12 protein-coding genes are annotated in these 15,887 nt (G+C 70.7%); 4 read left to right on the top strand and 8 right to left on the bottom strand.

Features of this window, described 5'->3' with window-relative positions; all coding sequences use genetic code 11:
• Positions 1–23: 23 nt before the first annotated feature.
• The 5 genes from ACFWGN_RS18865 to ACFWGN_RS18845 all read right to left on the bottom strand — a co-directional run bounded on the left by ACFWGN_RS18865 (position 24) and on the right by ACFWGN_RS18845 (position 4,961).
• Positions 24–1,016 (bottom strand): glycosyltransferase family 2 protein, encoded by a 993-nt coding sequence (locus ACFWGN_RS18865; RefSeq protein WP_191800381.1) that lies wholly within the window; start codon positions 1,014–1,016, stop codon positions 24–26.
• Positions 1,010–1,852 carry a hypothetical protein gene (locus ACFWGN_RS18860; protein ID WP_377619032.1) on the bottom strand — a complete coding sequence of 281 codons (843 nt, stop codon included), beginning with the start codon at positions 1,850–1,852 and terminating at the stop codon, positions 1,010–1,012. The genes ACFWGN_RS18865 and ACFWGN_RS18860 overlap by 7 nt, the downstream gene beginning before the upstream one ends.
• Entirely contained in the window at positions 1,853–2,671 is an 819-nt protein-coding gene (locus ACFWGN_RS18855) for an ABC transporter permease (RefSeq protein WP_191800377.1), read from the bottom strand.
• A 2-nt stretch (positions 2,672–2,673) separates the two neighbouring features.
• Entirely contained in the window at positions 2,674–3,888 is a 1,215-nt protein-coding gene (locus ACFWGN_RS18850; protein WP_082608444.1) for a polysaccharide ABC transporter ATP-binding protein, read from the bottom strand.
• 65 nt (positions 3,889–3,953) lie between these two features.
• Positions 3,954–4,961, bottom strand: a complete 1,008-nt coding sequence (locus tag ACFWGN_RS18845) for a glycosyltransferase family 1 protein (RefSeq protein WP_191800376.1) — start codon at positions 4,959–4,961, stop codon at positions 3,954–3,956.
• Between the two features lie 248 nt (positions 4,962–5,209).
• Here ACFWGN_RS18845 and ACFWGN_RS18840 point away from each other — a divergent pair, with 248 nt between their 5' ends.
• Genes ACFWGN_RS18840 through ACFWGN_RS18830 form a run of 3 tightly spaced genes read left to right on the top strand, consistent with a single transcriptional unit; the run spans position 5,210 to position 8,939 of the window.
• Positions 5,210–6,355, top strand: a complete 1,146-nt coding sequence (locus tag ACFWGN_RS18840) for a glycosyltransferase family 4 protein (protein WP_377619029.1) — start codon at positions 5,210–5,212, stop codon at positions 6,353–6,355.
• Positions 6,352–7,497, top strand: coding sequence for a GNAT family N-acetyltransferase (locus ACFWGN_RS18835; protein ID WP_377619027.1), 1,146 nt, complete (start codon positions 6,352–6,354; stop codon positions 7,495–7,497). Before ACFWGN_RS18840 ends, ACFWGN_RS18835 begins: the two co-directional genes overlap by 4 nt.
• A complete protein-coding gene (locus ACFWGN_RS18830; protein WP_377619025.1) occupies positions 7,494–8,939 on the top strand; it encodes a DUF4038 domain-containing protein in 1,446 nt (481 codons plus the stop codon). Before ACFWGN_RS18835 ends, ACFWGN_RS18830 begins: the two co-directional genes overlap by 4 nt.
• Before the next feature lie 22 nt (positions 8,940–8,961).
• On the opposite strand, the gene ACFWGN_RS18825 is transcribed toward ACFWGN_RS18830, so the two are convergent.
• From ACFWGN_RS18825 to ACFWGN_RS18815, 3 genes are all read right to left on the bottom strand, one after another.
• Positions 8,962–9,663, bottom strand: coding sequence for a GNAT family N-acetyltransferase (locus ACFWGN_RS18825; protein WP_377619023.1), 702 nt, complete (start codon positions 9,661–9,663; stop codon positions 8,962–8,964).
• Positions 9,660–10,868 carry an L-2-hydroxyglutarate oxidase gene (gene lhgO / locus ACFWGN_RS18820; RefSeq protein ID WP_191800366.1) on the bottom strand — a complete coding sequence of 403 codons (1,209 nt, stop codon included), beginning with the start codon at positions 10,866–10,868 and terminating at the stop codon, positions 9,660–9,662. The genes ACFWGN_RS18825 and lhgO overlap by 4 nt, the downstream gene beginning before the upstream one ends.
• A gap of 63 nt (positions 10,869–10,931) precedes the next feature.
• Positions 10,932–11,564 carry a phosphatase PAP2 family protein gene (locus ACFWGN_RS18815; protein WP_377619021.1) on the bottom strand — a complete coding sequence of 211 codons (633 nt, stop codon included), beginning with the start codon at positions 11,562–11,564 and terminating at the stop codon, positions 10,932–10,934.
• A 446-nt stretch (positions 11,565–12,010) separates the two neighbouring features.
• Here ACFWGN_RS18815 and mfd point away from each other — a divergent pair, with 446 nt between their 5' ends.
• A complete protein-coding gene (mfd, locus tag ACFWGN_RS18810) occupies positions 12,011–15,709 on the top strand; it encodes a transcription-repair coupling factor (protein ID WP_377619020.1) in 3,699 nt (1,232 codons plus the stop codon).
• Positions 15,710–15,887: the final 178 nt, after the last annotated feature.

The raw sequence follows: 15,887 nt of genomic DNA, 5'->3' as shown, positions 1-15,887 counted from the left end.
TCCGAGAACCGCACCCCCTCGGCTCACGGCGTCGACACCCCCTCGGCGCGGTCCCGCCGTCGGGCGACGAGCGCGGCGGGGAACCCGGCGCCCAGTCCGATGATCTCCGCGAGCGAGCGGGTGAGCACGACCGGGGCGGTCAGCCGGCGCCGTCTCGAGGGGACGACCCCCTCGTGGTCGGGCCGCCCGCGGACCAACCGGTAGGTCGTCCGCAGGTAGTCACGCTGCTCTCGGAGAGCGGTCAGGACGTATCGTCGCAGCACCGGGGCGCGGAAGCCGAACACGCGAGCAAGGAGCACCACGTGGTTGCGCCGGGCGTAGTAGAGGTATCTCCGGTCGAACCGCTGTCCACCGGTCTGGTACGGGGCTGCGACGTGCCGCACCACGGCTGTCGGCATGAACACCAGGCGGTGGCCCGACTGTCGAACGCGCAGCGAGATGTCCGACTCCTCGCACAGGCAGGTGCCGGGATAGTTGCCACGAATGCCGCCCAGGGCGAGGAGCGTGGACCGACGGAACGACATGTTCGCGCCCAGGAGGTGATCGACGTCGATCGAACGTCCCGGATCGGCCCCGAAGTACCCGGTGAGCCGCCCGTCCGGCAGGAAGCGACCGATCAGGTCGAGCCCTCGCGACTCCTCGCCGTCGATCCCGTTCGAGGCGCGCCCACCGACACCGCCGACGCTCGGATCGGCATAGGGCCGCACGAGCTCGTCGAGCCAGTCGGGGTCGACGTACGCGTCGTCGTCGATGAACGCGACGACGTCACCGGTCGCGTTCACCAACCCGATCTGCCGTGACTCGGGCATCGTGCCCGGTCCGAGGTCGTTGCGCAGGTATCGCACGTCCGGGAAGTCCTCGCTCACGAGGGTGCGGGTGCGAGGGTCCGGGGAGGCGTCGACCACGAGCACCTCGTGGGGCGCCGTCCGCAGGGCGGCAAGGTGGCGCAGGCACTCACCCACGAAGTGCGGGCGAGCGTAGGTGATGATGACGACCGACACCGTGGGGTTCACCATTCGCCCTCCAGGTGGTCAGGAGCGTGCGTGACGCGGTACCAGTCTCGGGAGCGGAGGGGGCTCGTGAGGGCGGTGAGTCGAGGGTGTCGTGCACGACGGACCCAGGCGTCGTAGACATCGGGCCGCGAGTACACGGCCGTGTGTCCCGACCAGCCGAACTTGCGACGCATGGTCTCGTCGGAGCGGACCCAGCTGTAGTGGATCACCGCATCCTCATGGCCCACGACCTCGTGGACCGTGGCCGTCCGCGGGTGGAAAGGGTCGGTGTTCCACGGCCGCAGGTCGACGCGGAAGAGCGGTACGTCTGCCTGCCGGCAGTGTCTGAGCGTGGTCCCTGACCGTACAGCGAGCGGTCCGGGGAAGCTCGCGGCCGGGCGGCCTGATCGGGTGCTGGCCTCGAGGTAGGTACCAGGGCCGACGCGGGCGTAGAGCCAACGCGCAGGGTAGTCGACGCCACCGTGGCCCGACGCCTCGGCCGACCGGATGGCCGACACCAGCGGGGCCGACGACGGGAGCACCTCGTCGGTGTCGAGCTGGAGCACCCAGTCCGCGCCCTCGGACGCGAGGTCGAGCGCGGTCTGGCGCTGGTACGTGTCGTTCTCGAGGGGTTCGTGGTCGAGGCGGGCGAACGCCCCGGGGACGAACACGCACTTGTCCTCGGTGTCGATGGCTCGCAGTATCTCTAGGCACCGTTCGACGGGGATCGGGGTACCCGTCCACGACAGACCCTCCGCGTCGTACGACACGACGATCCGGTCCACCACGTCGTAGTAGGACTGCACGCTCTGGGCGAGGAACGCCGGGTCGGCAGCCAGCACGTACGCGTGGAGGCGCACTCAGATCACGTCCGCGAACTCGCGCTCGAACTTCTGGAACACGAACATGCCCCACGTGAGCACCAGGAGCGAGACGACGACGGCGCCGACGAACTTCCACGGCTCGGGTGCGGGGGTGCCCAGCAGCGACCAGCGGAACAGGTCGAGGAACCATGCGAGCGGGTTGAGGTTGAACAGCGTGGTGAGGTTCGACGGGACGTCGCTGACCGAGTACGCGACGGGCGACGCGAACATGAGGGTCTGGACGAGCCAGGGCAGCACGTAGGCCACGTCACGGTATCGGACCATGATCGCCGATGCCGCCAGCCCTAGTCCCGCGCCCAGGAACGCGATCAGGACTGCCCAGAGGGGGAGGAGCAGCACAGGCCAGCCAGGATTGATGCCGTAGACGAACAGCAGCACGATGCAGAGCCCGAGCGCGATGACGAAGTCGACGAAGACGGAGAGGATCCCCGACAGGGGGACGAGGATGCGCGGGAAGTACACCTTGGAGATCAGCGCCTGGCTACCGACCATGGAGCCGGCTGAACGGTTCAGCACCTGGGAGAACAGGTTCCAGGCGAGCATCCCAACGAAGCTGAAGATGAAGTAGGGCTTGCCGTCGCTCGACAGCCCCGCGACCTGGCCGAAGACGATCGAGAAGATGCCCGCCGAGACGAGCGGCTGCAGCAGGACCCACACGACGCCGACGGCGGTCTGGCGGTAGCGCAGGACGATGTCTCGCATGCCGAACCGATAGAGGACTTCCCGGGCGTTCCACATCTCCCGCAGGTTCGGCGCGGCGAACCGGCCGGGCGGCGTGATGACGGTCTGAACCACGGTCAGTCCTCCTTGTAGTCGAAGTCGGCGAGGACGAGCCCCTTGGTCAGCGCTTCGTCGCCGGCCAGCTCGGGGTACGGGTTGTGCGGGAGCACCTCGAAGCCGGCTGCGCCCTCCCAGGCGTCGAGGACACCGGTCTTGCAGACGAAGACGTCCACGGTGTAGCGGCCGGGCTTGAGCCAGGGCGTCCGGACGGTCAGCCGGATGGTGTGTTCCGTCGCGGCGTCGTACCACCCGCCGACCACGCGCGAGTCGCACTGCACGAGGACGCTGCCGTTGACGTCGTTGATGTGGCAGGACACGAAGTAGCTCCCGATGAGCTTCGGGTTGGCACCGACCCGGACGAGGATCGTCTTCTCCCCGTCGGGCTCGAGCTGGTCTTCGCCGATCTCCACGTCGATCGCCCGGAGCTCTCCCGATCCAGGCCGGGTGCCGGCGTCCCGTTGTTCGAGGGCGAACTTCTCGAAGCTGCGCCGGTACAGGTCGAGCGCGCCCGCGACGTCTCCCTCGTACGCCAGGCGTCCTTTGTCGAGATAGATCGCCGACGTGCACAGTGCGGTGACCGTCTGCACCTGGTGGCTCACGAACAGGACGGTTCGTCCGTCCTTCGCGACGTCGCGCATCTTCGCGAGCGACTTCGCCTGGAACTCGGCGTCTCCCACGGCCAGGACCTCGTCGATCGCCAGGATCTCCGTCTCGAGGTGTGCCGCGACGGAGAAGGCGAGGCGGACGTACATCCCGGAGGAGTACCGCTTGACGGGCGTGTCGAGGAACTGCGCGACTCCCGAGAAGTCGACGATCTCGTCGAAGTGTCGCCGGATCTCTCCACGCGTCATCCCGAGCAGAGCGCCGTTGAGGTAGATGTTCTCGCGGCCGGTCAGCTCCGGGTGGAAGCCCGTCCCGACCTCGAGGAGCGACCCGATGCGTCCGTTGAGCTCGATCCGGCCGCGTGTCGGGGCAGTGATCCTGGTCAGGACCTTGAGCAGTGTCGACTTCCCGGCGCCGTTGCGTCCGATGATGCCGGTCGCCTCGCCCCACGGGATGTCGAACGTCAGATCGTCGAGCGCGTCGAACAGCTCGTGCGACCCGCGACGGACCGGATTGCGTGCCCAGCGAAGCGCTGCTTCGACGGCGGTCGTCGGACGGTCGCCCGAGAGACCGATGCGATAGGTCTTGCCGAGGCCGGCGACACGCACCGCAGGAGTGGAGGAGGACACACAGGGAACGATAGCCAAGTGACGGGGTTCGTAGCACCGCGGACGGGGTGAATTGCGCTCCCGAGTCAGGCGGCGGCCAGCACGCGCCGCCAGATCTCGGCGTGCTTGGTCGCGCTCGCCTCCCACGTGAAGCTGCGCGCTCGGGCGCGACCACGCTCGATCATGTCCGAGAGCGGCACCTCGCCCCGGAGCACCGCGATCAGTGCTTCGGCGATCCCGTCGGCGTCGGGCTCGACGAGCAGTGCGGCGTCCCCGCAGACCTCCGGCAACGACGACCGGTCGGCGGCGACGACCGGGACCCCGCAGGCCATGGCCTCGATCGCAGGCAGCCCGAAGCCCTCGTACAGCGACGGCACCACGACGGCGCGCGCACCGGCGACCAGGCCCGGAACGAGCCGTGAGGGCACCCTTCCGACGCGCGTCGCCGTCCGCGAGGGGCCGAACAGCGCGTCGCGTCGCGTCGACGGCGGGCCGGAGAGCACGAGCAGGGCGTCGGGGACCGCGCGTTCCACGAGGCGCCAGGCCGCAGCGAGACCGTCGAGGTTCTTGCGCTGCGAGGAGCCTCCCGCGTGCAGCACATAGGGGCGCTCGACTCCGAGGCGCGCCAGGTCGTCCTTCGACAGGGGCTCGGCGTGGAAGAACGCGTCGTCGACGCCGTTGTGGACGACGTCGACGTGCTCGAGCCCGAGGCGCTCGGCCACGTCGTCGGCGGAGAACCGAGAGACGGACACGACGGCGGCGGCGCGTCGCGCCTCGACGGCCGCGTGCGGCTCGGGGGTACCTTCGTCCGGGAATCGCCAGGCGACCGTGTCGTGGATGGTGACGACCTCTGGCCCTGGGGCGGGCGGGAGCGAGAGACCCATCCGATGGACGAGCCCGCTCCGCGGATAGACGAGCCTCCCGGCCGCGCGTCGCACCGAGGAGGGAGCGGCGCCGAGGACCCACGCCGGCAGCCGATCAGTCCCGGGCAGATCGGACCGGAGGCTCCGCACGACGGTCCGGCGGACGTCGAGCTCGGGGGCCACCTGCGGCGCTCGCCGCGCTATCTCCTCCTCGTAGACCTGTGCCCCCATCGGGGCAGCAGAAGCGAGAGTGGCTATGGTCAGCCGTGTCGGCACGGTGCTCCTCGAGGTTCTTGACACAGGGCGCTCGACGGTGCAACGCCATGGTCACGATTCTCTCTCATCGGGGTCGGGTGGCACGGGTGAATCTTGCCCGTCGAGGTCACAGCCGCAGACCGACGACGTATGCTCCTGGCCTGGGGTGGCTTGGCGATCGGCAGCCGAACGAGACACGGGACGACGAGGTGGAGACCTGACCGATGACCGACGTCGTGCTGGTGACGAGCTCGTTCCTCCCTCGCTTCGGCGGTGTCGAGGAGCACGTGCTCAACGTCGCGCGGGAGCTGCGAGCGCAAGGGGTCTCCGTCGCGATCTGGGCCGTCGACCAGAGCGACGTGGGGGCTCCCTCCGAGGTCGACGGGATCGTCGTGCGCTACCTGCCGTGCCCGCTGCCCGCTCGTTCCCCGCGCGCCGTCCTGTCCTTCGCCCGGAGAGCCCCGCAGGCACTCGCCGAGTGGCGTCGGGCGATGCGCGCGGATTCGCCGCGACTGCTCCACGTGCACTGCTTCGGCCCCAACGGTGTCTGGGCATCGGCCGTGGCGAGCGCGTACCGGATCCCGTTCGTCGTCACCACGCACGGTGAGACCTTCGGTGACGCCGACGAGGTCTTCCAGTCGTCCAGGCTGCTTCCTGCCGCGCTCCGGCGGTCCCTGCGCCGAGCTGCGGCAGTGACCGCCTGTTCCAGGTATGCCGCCGACGACCTCACGTCGTACGGCATCGAGCCGGCCGACGTGGTCGTGATCCCCAACGGCATCGACCTGCACGAGCCCGGGGGGGCTGCGCCGGCGGGACTCCCGGGCCGGTACGTCCTGGGTATCGGTCGGCTCGTCGACAACAAGGGCATGGATCTTCTCGTGGAGGCCTTTGCCGCGGCGTCGCTCCCCGACGACGTGGGACTCGTCGTCGCAGGGGACGGCCCTGCCCGGCGCAGTCTGGAGCGGCTGGTCGGCGACCTGGGCATCGACGACCGGACACTGTTCACCGGTGCGCTCGAACGGCCCCAGGTCGTCGAGTGCATGTCCCGCGCGGAGCTGCTCGTGGTCGCCAGCCGTGCCGAGGCTTTCGGCATCGCGATCCTCGAGGGCTGGCGTGCAGGCCTCCCCGTCATCGCGACGACGCACGGTGGACCGCCGGAGTTCGTGACGTCAGGGGTCGACGGCCTGCTCGTCGACCCGGAGGACACTGCGCGCCTCTCCGCCGCGATCACCGCGGTGGTGGGCGATCCCGTCCTGGCCCACCGCCTGGGAGACGCGGGCCGGGTCCGGGCGGCAGGCTACAGCTGGAAGCGGGTCGCGGGAGACTACGTCGAGCAGTACCGCCGCTCCGGGGTGAGGAGCCGATCGTGAGGTCGGAGACCGTCCGGTTGTCGGACGTCGGTGCGCAGGACGCTCAGGCATGGCGAGGGCTTTCGTCAGACGCCGTCGAACCGAACCCCTACTTCGACGTCGACTTCCTGCGCACCACGCACCGTCGGCTTCGTCCTGACGTCGACCCCTGGGTCGTCCTCGTCCGGGACGACGACGGGCTGTGCGGCGTCCTCCCGTACGTCCAGAGGCGCTCGCGGACGGGGGTGGTGGTGCGCAGCACCGGGCCCCCGCTCGGCTCCACCGTGGTGGACCTCCAGACGCCGTTGCTGCGGCGAGGACGGCATCTCGAGGCGTCTCGAGAGATCCTGGCGGAGGTCGGTCGTGGGGTGCACGGTGCGCCCGTCGTCGTCATCGTCGAGCAGCAGCGGCTCGACGGTCCGGCGTGGGACGGCCTCGTCGCTGCCGTCGGGGGCTCGAACGTGCTGGTCAGACACCGGGGCGAACGGGGGGCGGTCCTGCCTGCGCACGGTTCTGCGGACTCGGGTCCGGTCGACCGGCCGGCGTCGGGCCCGCCGGTGGCCATCGACGCCACGATGCTCGGGCACCTGTCGGGCAGTCGTCGCAAGTCGCTCAACCGGTCGCTGTCCGGCCTGGCCCGGGATGTCGGCCGCGTCACCTGGTCGGACCGTTCTGACGACCCGCAGGCGATCGTCGACTTCATCGCGCTCGAGCAGCGGGGATGGAAGGGCGACGTCGCGCGCGGAGGCGAAGGAGTGGCGACGCGTCCGGACGGCGCACGCTGGCTCGCCGAGGTGACCGACGGTCTGCGGGACGCCGGCGAGCTCTTCGTCGGTGAGCTGCGCGCCGGGGACGTCACCGTGTTCTCGACCATCGATCTCCGTGCGGGGGACCGGTGGTTCGGGATGCGCGACGCCTACGACGAGCGGTTCTCGAGGTTCGGTGTCGGCAACCTGGGGCGGCTCTCCGAGATCCGGCACATGGAGCAGAGCGGCTTGCAGTTCGACTCCAGCGCCAACCCGCAGACCTATCCACAAGCCTCTGCGCTCTACCCCGGCCGACTGCCCGTGGGCAAGATCGTGTACGGGGCGAACGCTGCTGGACGGGCTGCCCTGCGGATCGCCCGGACGCTCGAGCGCGCCCGTGCGGCGGTGAGACGATGACGATGCGCACGCGAGCGGTCGGCGCGCTCCTCCTCGCCCTGCTGCTCGGAGCGTGCACCGGCGGGCCCCAGGAGCGCGAGCCGAGCCTCACCACGGGACCGAGCACCGCCGGACCGCAGTCGTCGGCACCGGCACGCTCCGAGAGCGCTCCGCCGTCGGCGCCGACGGGCACCTGGTCCACGGAGGGCCTGCCGGTCGTCGCGGGAGCCGACGGGCAGCACCTGGTCGACCAGCGGGGCGATCCCCTCCTGGTCCACGCAGAGACCATCTGGGCAGCGATGCAGAGTCTCGACGGCGACGAGTTCGCCGCGCACATGGCCCGTCGGCACGCCCAGGGCTTCAACGCGGTGCTCATGACTCCGGTGCCCTGGATCGGCCTCGATGGTGAGTCCATGGCCACGGTGGACGGGCTGCGCCCGTTCGAGGACGACGGCGTCACGTTCGTCGAGGAGTACTGGGCAGAGCTGGACCGTCGTCTTGCCGTGGCACGGGAGAACGGGATCACGGTCTTCCTCGCGGCCTCGGGGGCCGGCGTCGCGGCCGAGCAGCAGGGGCACGCGTGGGGTGCGGACCAGGCGAGCGCGATGGGCCGGGCGATCGGGGAGCGCTACGCGGCCACCCCGGGGATCGTGTGGCTCATGGGGGTCGACTACCGCCCGGAGGACTGGGAACGGTATGACGCCGAGATGCTCGCCTTCGTCGACGGGCTTCGGGCGGGTGGCGACCGGCACCTGGTGACGGTCCAGTACTACAACACCGACTCGACGTCCTACGACAACCCTGCCTGGCGTGGTGTCTACCAGCTCGAGGCCGCCTACACCTACCGACCTTCCTACGGCCCGGTCCTGACCGCCTACGAGCGCGGCATCGCGCCGGTCATGCTCATCGAGGCGAACTTCGAGTCCGAGAACAACGAGGGCGGCCCGCCGACGACGGACGAGACGCTCCGCCGTCAGATGCTCTGGACCTACACGTCGGGTGGGACCGGCGCCGCGTACGGTCACCGCTCGGTGTGGCAGTTCAGCGACGACTGGGAGTCGGTGACGGACACTCCCGCCGTCGAGCAGCTCCAGCTGATCCACGCGCAGTTCTCGTCGATCCGGTGGTGGGACCTCGTCCCCGACGCTGACGACGCGCTCCTGGTCGAGGGCGGCGGCGAGGCGACCACCCGAGGGACGCAGGACGGCGGGTTCGCCGACGTTCTCGAGTCCGACCGGGCGACGTCGGCCCGTAGCGCGGCGGGGGACCTCGCCGTCGTCTACGTCCCCACCGCGCGCAGGCTCTCCCTGGACCTCTCGCTCGTCCCGGAGGTGACCCGTGCGCGGTGGTTCGACCCGACGTCGGGTGCACTCGTGGAGGTCGCCCTGACGGCGGACATGACGACCCCCGGCGCCAACGCCGCGGGGGACGGCGACTGGCTCCTGCTCCTCGATCGCGGCTGAGCGCCTGCAGGCTTCCCGGTGCCTACGGAGACGGCATGTCGAGGACCAGCCCGTGGTGGCAGGCGTCCTGCCACCGGACGTCGTCCTCGGGGGTCGCGTGGTAGGCGCTGCGCATGACGCCTTCCTTCTCGAGACCGAGCGAGGTGCTCATGAAGCAGGCCGGTCTGTTGAGCACGTTGTGGCGCGAGACGACGCGGTGGACCTGCTGGGTCTCTCGGAGCCAGGTCAGGACGAGTTCGACCGGTTCCCGGCCGAACGCCTTCCCGCGGAACGCGGGACGAAGCGCGATGGCCAGCTCGACCGTCTGCGGGACGTCTCGCAGGGGGAAGATCGTCAGCTCGCCGACGTACTGGTCGTCGTCCGTCGTCGCGATCGCGATCGAGTACGGCCCCCTGCTCTCCTTGAACATCCGGTTGCGCACCGCGAGCCAGCGCGCGTACTCCGCCGTCGTGGTCATTGGTTCGAGCAACGGGTTCCAGAACAGGATGCCGGCGGATCCTTCGAGCTCGATGCGTCCCTCGCCGTCGGACACCACGTGCTGGCGCAGCGTGGCGACCGGTCCGGCGATGCCGCCGGCCGGGAACGGCGGAAGCATGAGCTCGGTGTAGTAGCCGACCCGCCACCGCACCGCCTCGACGACGCGGGTCTGCAGTCGGAGCCAGAGATCCTGGACGTCTGCCGGGAGCGGAAGCACGCGCCGTGAGGTGCCGCTCTGCGCGTTCATGCCGCGATACCCGCATCGAGCTCACGCTCGATGTGCTTGGCGATCTCGAGCGAGGCCGTGGCCGCAGGGGACGGAGCGTTGAGCACGTGGACCTGCCGGGGGACCGTCTGGATCAGGAAGTCGTCGACGAGCCCGCCGTCACGTCGAAGTGCTTGGGCACGGACGCCGGCGGGCGAGGGAGTGAGGTCGTCGCGACCGATCTCGGGGACGAGGCGGGCGAGCGACGATGCGAAGAGAGAGCGTGACATCGAACGTGCCACCTCACGGGCACCTGGAACCCAGTTGCGTGCCCCGAGACGCCACAGGCCGGGCCAGGTCAGGGCGTCTGCGACGTCCGCGGGCGACACGTCACGCCACCTGTAGCCCTCGCGTGCCAGGGCGAGAACCGCGTTCGGCCCGGCGTGGACTCCGCCCCCCACCATCTTGGTCAGGTGCACACCGAGGAACGGGAAGCGGGGATCCGGCACAGGGTAGATGAGTCCGTTCACGAGCTCGGCCGCCTGGGGTGCCAGCTCGAAGTACTCACCGCGGAACGGGACGATGCGCGCCTCGGGCTCGAGACCGCATGCCCGAGCGAGCCGGTCCGCGTGCAGGCCGCCGCAGACGACCAGGGCATCGGCGACGATCTCCTCGCGCTGCCCTCCGTCGAGGACATCCACCCATGCCCGAACGCGGTCGCCCTCGGTCCGGGCGCCGCGGAAGGCCCGTCCGAACAGGATCTCGCCGCCGCCGGCGCGCACCTGGTCCGCCAGCGCTCGGCACACGCCGCGATAGTCGACGATGCCGGTGCTCTCGACGTGCAGCGCCGCACGACAGACCACGTGGGGCTCGTACTCGCGTGCCTCGGCCGCGGAGATCTCACGCACGGGCACGCCGTTCGCCCGTCCACGCTCAGCCAGCACCGCGAGCCGTGCGACCTCGTCCTCCTCGACGGCGACGACCAGCTTGCCGCACGTCTCGACCGCGATCCCGTGCTCCTCGGCGAACTCCGTCATGGACCGCGCCCCCGCGGTACCGAGCGTCGCCTTGAGGCTGCCGGGCGGGTAGTACAGACCCGAGTGGATCACTCCGGAGTTGCGGCCGGTCTGGTGCTCGGCGACGTCCGCCTCTTTCTCGAGGACCGTCACCTCGTCCCCGCGGGCCGCGAGCCGGGCCGCTGTCGCGAGCCCGATGATCCCTGCCCCGACCACGATGAAGCGTGTCATGTCCTACCTCTTTCGGTCGGCGCCCTCCCAGAGGACGGCGCACACGGTCCGATTGTGCACCGGTCACGCCGGCGCCTTTCTCGGGACGCGCAGGAGCGCGCAGGTCAGGCAGGTCACCGAGCCGACGAGCAGGACCGATGCGAGGGCGTCGCTCGGTCTGTGCGCGTGGCCGACGACCGATGCCACGCATGCGGCCAGCACGACGCCACCCGCGACCCAGGGGGCGCCGCGAGGAAGCGCCGGCGGCCAGAGCAGGAGCGTCGCCACCACGAGGGCCGTGGCCGCGGTGACATGACCGGAAGGGAAGCTGTTGACCGTGTAGCCGAGGTCACCGAGATAGGGACGCTCGAGCACGTCTTCCTTGAGTGTCTCCGACAGGACGACCGACACGAGGACGACGACCGCCGCCGCGGCGAGCGGGCGCCAGCGGCGACGGTAGGCGGAGATCGCCCCGAGCCCGAGAACCAACAGCCCGACCGCTGCCGGCAGACCGGGACGCAGAGCCCCCGCGACCGGGGCGAGGGCCTGGTTGAGTGCCTGGGCGTCCGCGAAGACCAGGATGTCCTGGCGCTGCCCCGCCGAGGTCCGGACCGCCCACCAGTAGAGCGCCACGAAACCGACCGCGAGAGCGACGGCCCACCTGACCAGCAGTGCGCGGGGGCCGAACAGGAGGGATCCCGGTACGGAGGCGGTCATGCTCTGGCCCCCGTGCACGTCAAGTTCCGCGGGGCAGCGCGTGACGCGGTGATCTCGACGAGGTGCGTGGCGGGTGGCGGCTTCATCGCCCGGCCCCCTCCCCGTCGGTGCTCTCGGTGCTCTCGGTCGCTCGGCGTGACCGTTCCGCCGTCAGTATCGAGGCTAGTGGTCGGCCCGACGTCGGCGTCAACGTCGACGCGGGGTGAAACGACACGTGTCATCGATGGATGGTCCGCCGCGACCGGACACGGCAAGGTGTCGGTCCCTCGGCGTAACCTGGTGCTCGCACCCCCAGCCCGGACCGTCTCCACCTCGGTCCGGGCCGCTCGTGCTGTTCCGGCGCGCCCGCCTCTCGCTGCGGGTCGCGTCGAACGGTGTCCACACCTGCCCGGGCGCTTGCCCGTGGGCGCCCTGCCACGCCGTCGGTGACCTGCTCGAAGGAACTCATGAACCTCACCGGAATCCTGCCCGCCCTCCTGGCCGACCCGACCGCGCGCGCGGTCGTCGAGCACGTGCGCCTGCGGGGCGCCGTCGACGTCGTCGGACCGGTCGGCGTGCGCCCGCCGTTGCTCGCGGCGATGGCGGGTGCGACCGCGACCGGTGATGCCGCCGGGGCCGAGAAGGGCGCCCCCGCCCAGGGCTCCCGGCCCCTCGTCGTCGTGACCGCGACGGGTCGTGAGGCCGACGAGCTCGCCGCGAGCGTGCGCGCCTACCTGCCCGACGAGCTGGGCGACCTGGTCGCGGTCCTGCCCGCGTGGGAGACGCTGCCGCACGAGCGTCTGTCGCCGCGCAGCGACACGGTCGCCAAGCGGCTCGCGGTGTTCCGGCGCCTCGCTCACCCGACCAGCGAGATCAGCCAGTCGGGCCCGGTGCGCGTCCTGGTCATGCCGGTCCGCGCGCTGCTCCAGCCGGTCGTCGAGGGCCTGGGTGACCTCGAGCCGGTCGAGCTGAGCACGGGCGAGACGGCCGACCTCACGGACGTCGCCGAGCGCCTGAGCGCGGCCGCGTACCAGCGCGTGGACATGGTCGAGCGGCGCGGCGAGTTCGCGGTGCGCGGCGGCATCCTCGACGTGTTCCCGCCCACCGAGGACCACCCGCTGCGCGTCGAGTTCTGGGGCGACGAGGTCACCGAGATCCGCTGGTTCGCGGTCGCGGACCAGCGCAGCCTGGAGATCGCGGACCACGGCGTGTGGGCGCCGCCGTGCCGCGAGATCCTCCTCACGGACGCGGTCCGCGCCCGCGCGGCGGAGCTGATCGAGACGCTCCCCGGAGCGACCGACATGCTCGACAAGCTCGCCGCCGGCATCGCCGTGGAGGGCATGGAGTCCCTCGCGCCCGTCCTCGTGGACCGCATGCTGCCCGTCCTGGAGCTCGTCCCCGACGACGCGCTGCTGATCATCAACGACCCCGAGCGCGTGCGCCGCCGCGCGCACGACCTCGTCGCGACGACCGAGGAGTTCCTTGCCGCCGCCTGGACCGGTGCGGCCGCAGGCGGCTCGACCCCGATCAACCTCTCGGCCGCGTCGTTCGAGACGTTCGCCGACGTCCACGACGTCGCCGAGCGTCGCGGCCTCGGGTGGTGGACGCTCAGCCCGTTCGGCCTCGACGAGGGCGCGACCCCCGACGGCGATTCGCACCCGGGTGACGAGCTCCCCGGAGGCGAGGGCCCGACGTCGGGCATGGGCACGGACGGCGTGACCACCTTCACCGTGCCCGCGCGCAACGTCGAGTCCTACCGCGGGGACGTCGAGCGCGCGCTCGACGACCTGCGCTCGCTCCAGCACGCCGGCTGGCGCCTGGTCCTGACGACCGAGGGCCACGGCCCCGCACGCCGCATGACCGAGCAGCTCTCCGCGGTCGACACCGCGGCCCGCCTGGTCGCGTCGATCGACACCGAGCCCGAGGGCGGCGTGGTGCTCGTGACGCCCGCGCCCGTGGGGCCGGGGTTCGTCGCGCCCGAGCTCAAGCTGGCGGTCTTCAGCGAGTCGGACCTCACGGGACGCCAGGGGTCGAGCACGCGCGACATGCGCAAGATGCCCTCGCGGCGGCGCAACGTCGTCGACCCCCTCGCGCTGCGCGCGGGCGACTATGTGGTGCACGAGCAGCACGGCGTGGGGAAGTTCGTCGAGCTCGTGCAGCGCACGCTCGGCACGGGCGGCAACGCCGCGACGCGCGAGTACCTCGTGATCGAGTACGCGAGCAGCAAGCGCGGCCAGCCGGGCGACCGCCTGTTCGTGCCGTCCGACCAGCTCGACCAGGTCACCAAGTACACGGGCGGCGAGTCACCCAGCCTGAACAAGATGGGCGGTTCGGACTGGGCCAAGACCAAGAGCCAGGCGCGCAAGCACGTCAAGGAGATCGCGGGCGAGCTCATCCGCCTCTACAGCGCCCGCATGGCCACGCAGGGGCACGCGTTCGGCCCCGACACCCCGTGGCAGCGCGAGCTCGAGGACGCGTTCGCGTACGTCGAGACGCCCGACCAGCTCGTCACGATCGACGAGGTCAAGGCCGACATGGAGAAGCCCGTCCCCATGGACCGGCTCGTGTGCGGCGACGTCGGGTACGGCAAGACCGAGATCGCGGTCCGCGCGGCGTTCAAGGCCGTGCAGGACGGCAAGCAGGTCGCAGTCCTGGTCCCCACGACGCTCCTGGTCCAGCAGCACTTCCAGACGTTCGCCGAGCGCTACTCGGCGTTCCCCGTGACGGTCAAGGCACTGTCACGCTTCCAGACCGAGGCCGAGTCCAAGGAGACGGTAGAAGGGCTCAAGGACGGCTCGGTCGACGTCGTCATCGGCACGCACCGCATCATCTCCGGGTCCATCAAGTTCAAGGACCTGGGCCTGGTCATCATCGACGAGGAGCAGCGGTTCGGCGTCGAGCACAAGGAGACGCTCAAGCAGTTGCGCACCAACGTCGACGTGCTCGCGATGAGCGCGACCCCCATCCCGCGCACGCTCGAGATGGCCGTCACGGGTATCCGCGAGATGTCGACGCTCGCGACCCCGCCCGAGGAGCGCCACCCCGTGCTCACGTACGTGGGCGCGTACGAGGAGAAGCAGATTTCCGCGTCGATCCGGCGCGAGCTGCTCCGCGAGGGCCAGGTCTTCTACGTGCACAACAAGGTCGAGACGATCGACCGCACGGCCCAGCGTCTGCGGGAGCTGGTCCCCGAGGCCCGTATCGGCGTCGCGCACGGCAAGATGAGCGAGTCCCAGCTCGACCAGACGATCACGGCGTTCTGGGAGAAGGAGCTCGACGTCCTGGTCTGCACCACGATCATCGAGACCGGCCTCGACATCTCCAACGCCAACACGCTCATCCTGGAGCGCGCCGACATGCTGGGCCTGTCCCAGCTCCACCAGCTCCGTGGTCGCGTGGGTCGTGGGCGCGAGCGCGCCTACGCGTACTTCCTGTACCCGCCCGAGCGCCCCCTGACGGACACCGCGCACGACCGCCTCGCGACCATGGCCGCCAACACGGACCTGGGCGCGGGCATGCAGATCGCCATGAAGGACCTCGAGATCCGCGGCGCGGGCAACCTCCTGGGCGGCGAGCAGTCGGGGCACATCGCGGGCGTCGGTTTCGACCTGTACGTGCGCATGGTCGGGGAGGCCGTGGCGTCGTTCAAGGGCGAGGTCGAGGAAGAAGCTCCCGAGGTGTCGATCGAGCTCCCGGTCGACGCGCACATCCCTCACGACTACATCGCGCACGAGCGCCTGCGCCTCGAGGCGTACCGCAAGATCGCGGCGGCCCAGGACGAGCCCGCGCTCGCCGAGGTGCGGGCCGAGCTCGTCGACCGCTACGGCGCGCTCCCGGAGGTCGTCGAGGCGCTGTTCGCCGTCGCCGACTTCCGCAACCACGCGCGCCGCGCGGGGCTCGCGGACGTCACGGCGCAGGGCAAGTTCGTGCGCTTCGCGCCGGTCGACCTCCCGGAGTCCGCGGAGCTGCGCCTCAAGCGGCTCTACCCGGGCACCATGCTCAAGCCCGCGATCCGCGCGTTCCTCGTGCCCTTCCCGACGACGGCGCGCATCGGTGGCCGTCCGCTGCGGGGCATGGAGGTGCTCGCCTGGGCGCGCCAGCTCATCGACGCGGTCATCACGGGAGACGTCAGCGCGGCGGCGAAGGTGGGGACGACGAAGCGGTAGCCGTCTCCGGTGTGGTGGCGGTCGACGTGACCACCACCACACCGTCGGTGCATATCCAGACCGCACGGTAGGTGAGATAGTTGTCGCATCATGTTTCTCGACCTGAGCGCTTCCACGCGCACCCCCAGCACCGGACGGCACGGCTCGACGAGCGCCGCCCGCTGTTGTCGCTGTCTCT

It is taken from the genome of Oerskovia sp. NPDC060338, from assembly GCF_042726295.1.
GTDB lineage: Bacteria > Actinomycetota > Actinomycetes > Actinomycetales > Cellulomonadaceae > Oerskovia > Oerskovia merdavium.
Note: the sequence above shows the minus strand (reverse complement) of the source record. Positions and strands in the feature narration are given on the sequence as shown.